This is a genomic window from Nostoc sp. (assembly GCF_054880495.1).
Genome location: NZ_JBTYKD010000187.1, coordinates 1 through 5,916 on the forward strand (window position 1 = coordinate 1; position 5,916 = coordinate 5,916).

Here is a 5,916-nt window from a genome sequence, read left to right on the forward strand (position 1 = left end):
ATTGAAAGTAAATTGTGAGAAATAAGCTTACCGCCTAAGCTAAACTTTGTACATAACTTGTGCATAATTAATGACACATAATTACTTTTGCTAGAAATCTCTTAGCACTAGAACTCATTCTTGTCCTTATTGTGGACATACACAAGATCGTGACTGGAATGCAGCGCGAAACATATTAGAACTCGGGTTGAGTACGGCGGGTCACGTCGGAACTAACGCCTCTGGAGAGACTGACCAATACTTGGGTGATGCAAATCCTCCAAGCAAGTCAACTCGTGGAAAGAGGAAACCCAAAGAGCGATCTTTGGAATCCCCACCCTCTACGAAGTAGGGTGGGGAGGATGTCAAGTGACCGACGAATTATTCACTCTGATCCAGAGATAATGAGCGGAACTCCAGTCTATGTGGGAATGAGAGTTCCATTGCAAACCTTTTTCGACTATCTCGAAGGTGAAGCAGGTTTAGCCGAATTCTTAGAAGATTTCCCACATTTGTAAACTCAGGTATTGCTAGTTTTGGAAGTGATTGCGAAAGCAATGCTGGTTCAGGAGCGAACTGCTGGTGCTCATTCTACTTGATAAGAATCTGTTGAGCATATCAACAAAATTTGCAGTGTCTTACGTTACAGGTTGTAGTGCTGGATGCAAAGAGTACGCGCCCAGATTACCTACTACTATTAATTATTCACATTAACGGTTTATTGCAATCTTTAGTTCCTAGCTCAGTTACATTGATTAACGGTGCGGGAAAAGTTACAACTTTCAACCTTGGTGCTGGTTAGAGATAAAAATTGTGTATTCAGACTCCTGGCTTGTCAAACAATAAATAAATATTAATAACTTAATAGTGATGCAAATATTAATAGTTAAATAATCTTAGGAGAAATAAAAATACCTGGGATTTGCATCGGCAGTGGTACTTGCTGGATAGAGTGATGCAGATCCTCTCTAAACCTAGAATGTCATTGGTCATTTGTCATTTCCTCCCTGATCTCCCTCATCCCCCTCACTCCCATTCGGCTACGCTCACGGCAAGCCCACTCCCCACTCCCCTCCCTTCATACATTCATTGGAAAGCAACTCAATGGTTTTTCTATTACCTAGTGTCAAGTTTGATCTGGATCTGATCCAAAAGTACGACACTCGCGCACCGAGATACACCAGTTACCCGCCCGCCACAGAGTTAAGCGAAACATTCACCGAAACTGATTTTAAGGCCGCGATCGCAGCATCGAATCAACGCAAAACTCCTATGAGTTTATATTTCCACATCCCCTTTTGCCAAAGTGCTTGCTATTTCTGCGGCTGTAATACGGTAATTTCTAACAATAAGAATATTGCTAAACCTTATCTGGAGTCTTTGGTTCAAGAGATCAAAAATACCGCAGCTTTAATCGATCCAGACAGAAAAGTGCTGCAAATCCACTGGGGAGGTGGTACTCCTAATTACTTGGATCTTGACCAAGTAGAAGTTTTATGGAAAAACATCAATCGGTATTTTAACATCGATCCACAAGCAGAAATCTCAATTGAGATTAATCCCCGCTATATTGACAAAAACTACATTTTCTTTCTGAGACAGATTGGATTTAACCGCATTAGTTTTGGCATTCAGGATTTTAATCGCCAAGTTCAAGTAGCTGTTAATCGTGTCCAGCCAGAAGAAATGCTATTTGATGTGATGAGTTGGGTAAAAGAAGCTAAGTTTGAAAGTGTGAATGTAGACCTAATTTATGGTTTACCCTATCAAACCCGCGAGACATTTCAGGAAACGCTGAAAAAGACTATTGAGTTAAATCCTGACCGAATTGTTGTTTTTAACTTTGCCTATGTACCGTGGCTCAAACCGACGCAAAAAAACATTCCTGAAGAGGCGCTACCGCCAGCAGAGGAAAAGTTAGAGATTTTGAAAATGACCATTGAAGAATTGACGAATAACCAATATCTATTTATTGGGATGGATCATTTTGCTAAAACTAATGACGAACTAGCGATCGCTCAACGCAATGGCACTCTCAAACGCAATTTCCAGGGCTACACTACCCACGCTGAGACAGAACTTTTTGGCTTTGGTGCTACATCCATCAGTATGCTAGAAGATGCTTATGCTCAAAACCACAAGGAATTAAAGGACTATTATCAGACACTTGCAGCAGGTGCTTTACCTGTTAGTAAAGGTATCAAACTTACTCAAAATGACATCATCAGACGGGATGTGATTATGGGTATTATGTCTCACTTTCAATTGCATAAGCAAGACATTGAAAACAAATATAAGATCAATTTTGATGAATATTTCTCTGAGGAACTAGAGGCGTTAAAACCATTAGAAACGGATCGTCTAGTCAGTTTATCAAAAAATCAGATCCAAATTACAGACATCGGTAGATTACTAGTCAGAAATATTGCTGTCATATTTGATACTCACAGGAGAACACGAGAGACAAAATTCTCACGCGCTATTTAACAAATTCTGGGGGTTTAAGTTGCTTGAGCTTCTAACTCTTCAGCAAGTTTTGTGGCTCTTGTCTAACATCCCCGTTGCAAAACTTAATTACGTTAGCGCCACAGAGAGCGAGTCCGCGTACTCCCAATATGGTTCGGATAAGATTTGCTCCCCCCAACCCCCTTAAAAAGTGAGGCTCAGAACGGCTCTATTTCCCCCTTTTTAAGGGGAGCCAGTGCGCTACGGCGGGTTTCCCGACTTGTACCCCTCCGGCGAAGCAAGCTACCCGCAGCGTCTCCCCTTCTCCCAAAGGGAGAGGCTAGCGCCAAGGGAGAAGGACCTGGCGTGGACTAAGGGGGATCAATAAGTGCCTATGCACCTTAACCGAAACCTATTGCGCGTACTCCTGCATCCAAGCAAGCTACGCGCAGCGCATTGCCCTGAGCTTACTGTACTCCGCAGGAGTTGCAAGCTACGCGCAGCGTCTCGTAGAGAAGGGTCTGGTAGAGAGCGTCATTACGAATTACTTTAACGCATCTCCAAAAAGTTAGATAATGTTTTTACATCTTAAGATAGATATAAAAAACATAGATTGATTAATTTATTAATGTCTACTTCTATAGCAAAGAATATCCAGACTTATGTATTCAAGAATTCCTGATTTATCTGGCAAAACTTTTGTTTAACATTTTTATACTAGAAATGCCAATTTTCATCCAAATCTTGATGTAAACTTTTTTGTCTAACTTTTGGATTTAGCATTTATCCCATCTGGTAGAAAGAATTTTGAATCAGAGTTGATAACTTAGATACAAGTGAGATTGTTGAGGCAGTTATGAGTATTATTGCTTGGGTAGCTTTAGGACTTTTGGCAGGTGCATTCGCTAAAGCTATTTATCCTGACTATCAAGGCGGCGGAATTCTCTCGACAATGATTTTGGGTATCATTGGTGCTTTCGTCGGTGGAAGTCTGTTTACCTTAGTAGGAACAGGAACTCTGCAAATTACTGCGGCTGGCACTGGTTTAACTCTTGCTGGTATTTTAGTGGCTGTGCTTGGCGCAATTGTTGCTATTTATCTATGGGGATTAATCAGAAGAAGCAGCAATGCGTAATCGTGAATGGCAGTTAGCAACACTGACATGACTACTGTGTTTTCTCAGTCTTCTAGTTCACCAGTTTGAGAAGCTATCAAACATCAAATTAGCTCTATCTGGAAAATACTAGAAGACAAGCCGATCCTTTGTGTGACATCATAATTTTTGGAAGTGTAAATCCATGTTTTTTCACAAAAAAGAGCCTATTCATGCAGTTAACGTGACTGAAGCAAATCCTCGTTTTGCTCAGTTACTTTTAGAGCAGTTTGGCGGAGCTACTGGCGAACTTAGTGCAGCACTTCAATATTGGGTTCAATCATTCCATGTTGAAAATGCTGGAATTAAAGATATGCTGCAAGACATTGCGATCGAGGAATTCGGCCATTTAGAAATGGTTGGTAAACTCATCGAAGCTCATACCAAAAATGTGGATCAAACAGAGGCTTATAAGAGTACTCTGTTTGCAGTTCGAGGAGCTGGTCCTCATTTTCTAGATAGCCAGGGTAGTGCTTGGACTGCCACTTACTTGAATGAGGGTGGAGATGTAGTGCGTGATTTAAGAGCTAACGTTGCAGCAGAAGCCGGTGCCCGTCAGACTTACGAAGCATTGATTAAGTTGGCAACTGACAAAGGAACCCAAGAGACTTTAGTGCATCTGTTAACACGAGAAATTTCTCATACCCAGATGTTTATGAAAGCTCTAGATTCACTAGGTAAGTTGACAGATCCATTCTTTGGTAATATTAAGCCAGATGAAACTGTTGCTCTCTACTACAACCTATCTACAAGCGATGATGGTAAAGATGAGCGTGGCCCTTGGAATTCTGAGCCAACATTCAAATATATTGCTAATCCGTTAGAAAGTCACTCCTAATTTCATAGGTTGATTTGAAGCAAAGAGATTTTTGGCAGATTCTTGAAAACTCCCAATTATCCTGTGGGCAAATAGCCCACCTTCTTTAGCAATTGTTGATCTGTTAAACTACATCTGCTGAACAAAAACATTCCCGACTTATTAGAAAAGTCGGGAATTTTAGCTAAGTATTTGGGTATTACACTGAATTGAAAATAGCTATGGCTATACTGAACGTTAAGAGTTAGATTACACACAGCTGCAAAAAAGACAAGACCATAAAAGAATGGATGCGCCAACGTTTTCTGGTGCGATCGCTAGCATAGCTGTATAATTGCAAGGTTTTCATGTCGGCTAGCAATACGCCAAAATTCCTTGAGTCGATTGTTGGCAGCTTTTTCAGGATATAGGGACTAACAAGAAATAAATTATCCATCTTGTGGGGTGGGCAGGAAAGCTCGCCTTAAATATAGCAGGACTTACGCACTCAAAACCTGAAATCTCGTTCGCGTAGCGTGCGCGAAGCGCACTCCCCCCTTTTTAAGGGGGGAATCTCAAAAGCCGGCTTTTTAAGGGGGTTGGGGGATTTCTTATGCGTCCCATAACGAGTTTGAAAACACGCCCTAGTTGCCCTCTCTTAACCGCTATACACGCGACTAAAACAGGTATAATTACAGACGTTTCATATAAGTACTATTGCTATAAATAAGATGTTTAACAAAATCTCAAAAATAAGTTTTGTGTGCATTTATGAAATTAATCCAGATCCTAAAAGTAGCTGCAATTCCTGTTTTAACTGTATTTAGCTTTCTGTCTACATCAAATACAGCATTGGCTGACTACTTAACGAGTCAGGGGGCAGGAGGTAAATACCGTTATGAGTTATGGTCTAGCGATGATAACAAGGATTACTACTTGAAAATTTGGTCAAATACTCAAGGAAGTCCAGAAAGTGCCCCATCATACTCCATAACTCAACATTTCTCTTCTACTGGTGATGCTCTAGATTATTTTGATTGCCATTACGGTGGCAGGGCAAATGCATCATGTCAATATAAATAAAAGGACTTTATTCTCAATAGGCTCTAGATTAGTCCCATTAATAGCTACTTCTTGACACAAGTTTAGCGTAGGCGTAGCGCGTCGTAGACATCGCTTTGAGTCTTGGAAACTAAACAAAACGAGAAATGCTGATTTTGTCGTTGGTTTCTAACGTTGGTTGTGATCAAGAGTAATTTAGATGCGTTTGCCCTGATTACGGTGGTCAAAATTTACCAGAATGTCCTCGACGATAATTTTTAACCGCTCTCAAAGCATCTTGAGAGGATGTTTGAAAAGTATTGAGCGAATAGAATTGGCTACTACACAAAGCTTAGTCCACCTGCGTGGAAAGCATGAAGAATCAAGGGTTTTCAACGGGCATTCTAATAAAAAAGAGCCAGAGAAATAACTTTCTGGCTCAAAGCTGGAGACAAAATAATCATCAAATAAAAGCTAACTTGGGAAAAACCTAAATTCTTCC

At 40.7% G+C, this 5,916-nt stretch carries 7 protein-coding genes and 1 pseudogene; 7 read left to right on the top strand and 1 reads right to left on the bottom strand.

Annotated elements, in window-relative coordinates:
- Positions 1 to 94: 94 nt before the first annotated feature.
- The 6 genes and pseudogenes from ACYTXL_RS18235 to ACYTXL_RS18260 all read left to right on the top strand — a co-directional run.
- A pseudogene (locus tag ACYTXL_RS18235) lies at positions 95 to 331 on the top strand (zinc ribbon domain-containing protein); the annotation flags it as partial.
- Positions 332 to 341: 10 nt separating this feature from the next.
- Positions 342 to 497 (top strand): DUF433 domain-containing protein, encoded by a 156-nt coding sequence (locus tag ACYTXL_RS18240; RefSeq protein ID WP_461925979.1) that lies wholly within the window; start codon positions 342 to 344, stop codon positions 495 to 497.
- A 137-nt stretch (positions 498 to 634) separates the two neighbouring features.
- Entirely contained in the window at positions 635 to 781 is a 147-nt protein-coding gene (locus ACYTXL_RS18245) for a hypothetical protein (RefSeq protein ID WP_461925980.1), read from the top strand.
- Positions 782 to 1,083: 302 nt separating this feature from the next.
- Positions 1,084 to 2,466 carry an oxygen-independent coproporphyrinogen III oxidase gene (hemN, locus tag ACYTXL_RS18250; protein ID WP_461925981.1) on the top strand — a complete coding sequence of 461 codons (1,383 nt, stop codon included), beginning with the start codon at positions 1,084 to 1,086 and terminating at the stop codon, positions 2,464 to 2,466.
- Between the two features lie 814 nt (positions 2,467 to 3,280).
- A complete protein-coding gene (locus ACYTXL_RS18255) occupies positions 3,281 to 3,559 on the top strand; it encodes a GlsB/YeaQ/YmgE family stress response membrane protein (RefSeq protein ID WP_461925982.1) in 279 nt (92 codons plus the stop codon).
- Between the two features lie 163 nt (positions 3,560 to 3,722).
- Positions 3,723 to 4,415 (top strand): manganese catalase family protein, encoded by a 693-nt coding sequence (locus tag ACYTXL_RS18260; protein WP_461925983.1) that lies wholly within the window; start codon positions 3,723 to 3,725, stop codon positions 4,413 to 4,415.
- 223 nt (positions 4,416 to 4,638) lie between these two features.
- Here the strand turns inward: ACYTXL_RS18260 and ACYTXL_RS18265 are convergent, their stop codons facing one another.
- The gene (locus ACYTXL_RS18265; RefSeq protein ID WP_461925984.1) at positions 4,639 to 4,830 is read right to left on the bottom strand and encodes a hypothetical protein; all 192 of its coding nucleotides are present in this window, start codon (positions 4,828 to 4,830) and stop codon (positions 4,639 to 4,641) included.
- 314 nt (positions 4,831 to 5,144) lie between these two features.
- On the opposite strand from ACYTXL_RS18265, the gene ACYTXL_RS18270 reads away from it, so the two are divergent.
- A complete protein-coding gene (locus tag ACYTXL_RS18270; protein ID WP_461925985.1) occupies positions 5,145 to 5,456 on the top strand; it encodes a hypothetical protein in 312 nt (103 codons plus the stop codon).
- Positions 5,457 to 5,916: the final 460 nt, after the last annotated feature.

What these genes read in the sequence shown, in the direction of transcription:
- ACYTXL_RS18240 (WP_461925979.1), top strand. Translation starts at nt 342, where the DNA reads ATGTCAAGTGACCGACGAATTATTCACTCTGATCCAGAGATAATGAGC.
- hemN (WP_461925981.1), top strand. Translation starts at nt 1,084, where the DNA reads ATGGTTTTTCTATTACCTAGTGTCAAGTTTGATCTGGATCTGATCCAA.
- ACYTXL_RS18255 (WP_461925982.1), top strand. Translation starts at nt 3,281, where the DNA reads ATGAGTATTATTGCTTGGGTAGCTTTAGGACTTTTGGCAGGTGCATTC.
- ACYTXL_RS18260 (WP_461925983.1), top strand. Translation starts at nt 3,723, where the DNA reads ATGTTTTTTCACAAAAAAGAGCCTATTCATGCAGTTAACGTGACTGAA.
- ACYTXL_RS18265 (WP_461925984.1), bottom strand. Translation starts at nt 4,830, where the DNA reads ATGGATAATTTATTTCTTGTTAGTCCCTATATCCTGAAAAAGCTGCCA.
- ACYTXL_RS18270 (WP_461925985.1), top strand. Translation starts at nt 5,145, where the DNA reads ATGAAATTAATCCAGATCCTAAAAGTAGCTGCAATTCCTGTTTTAACT.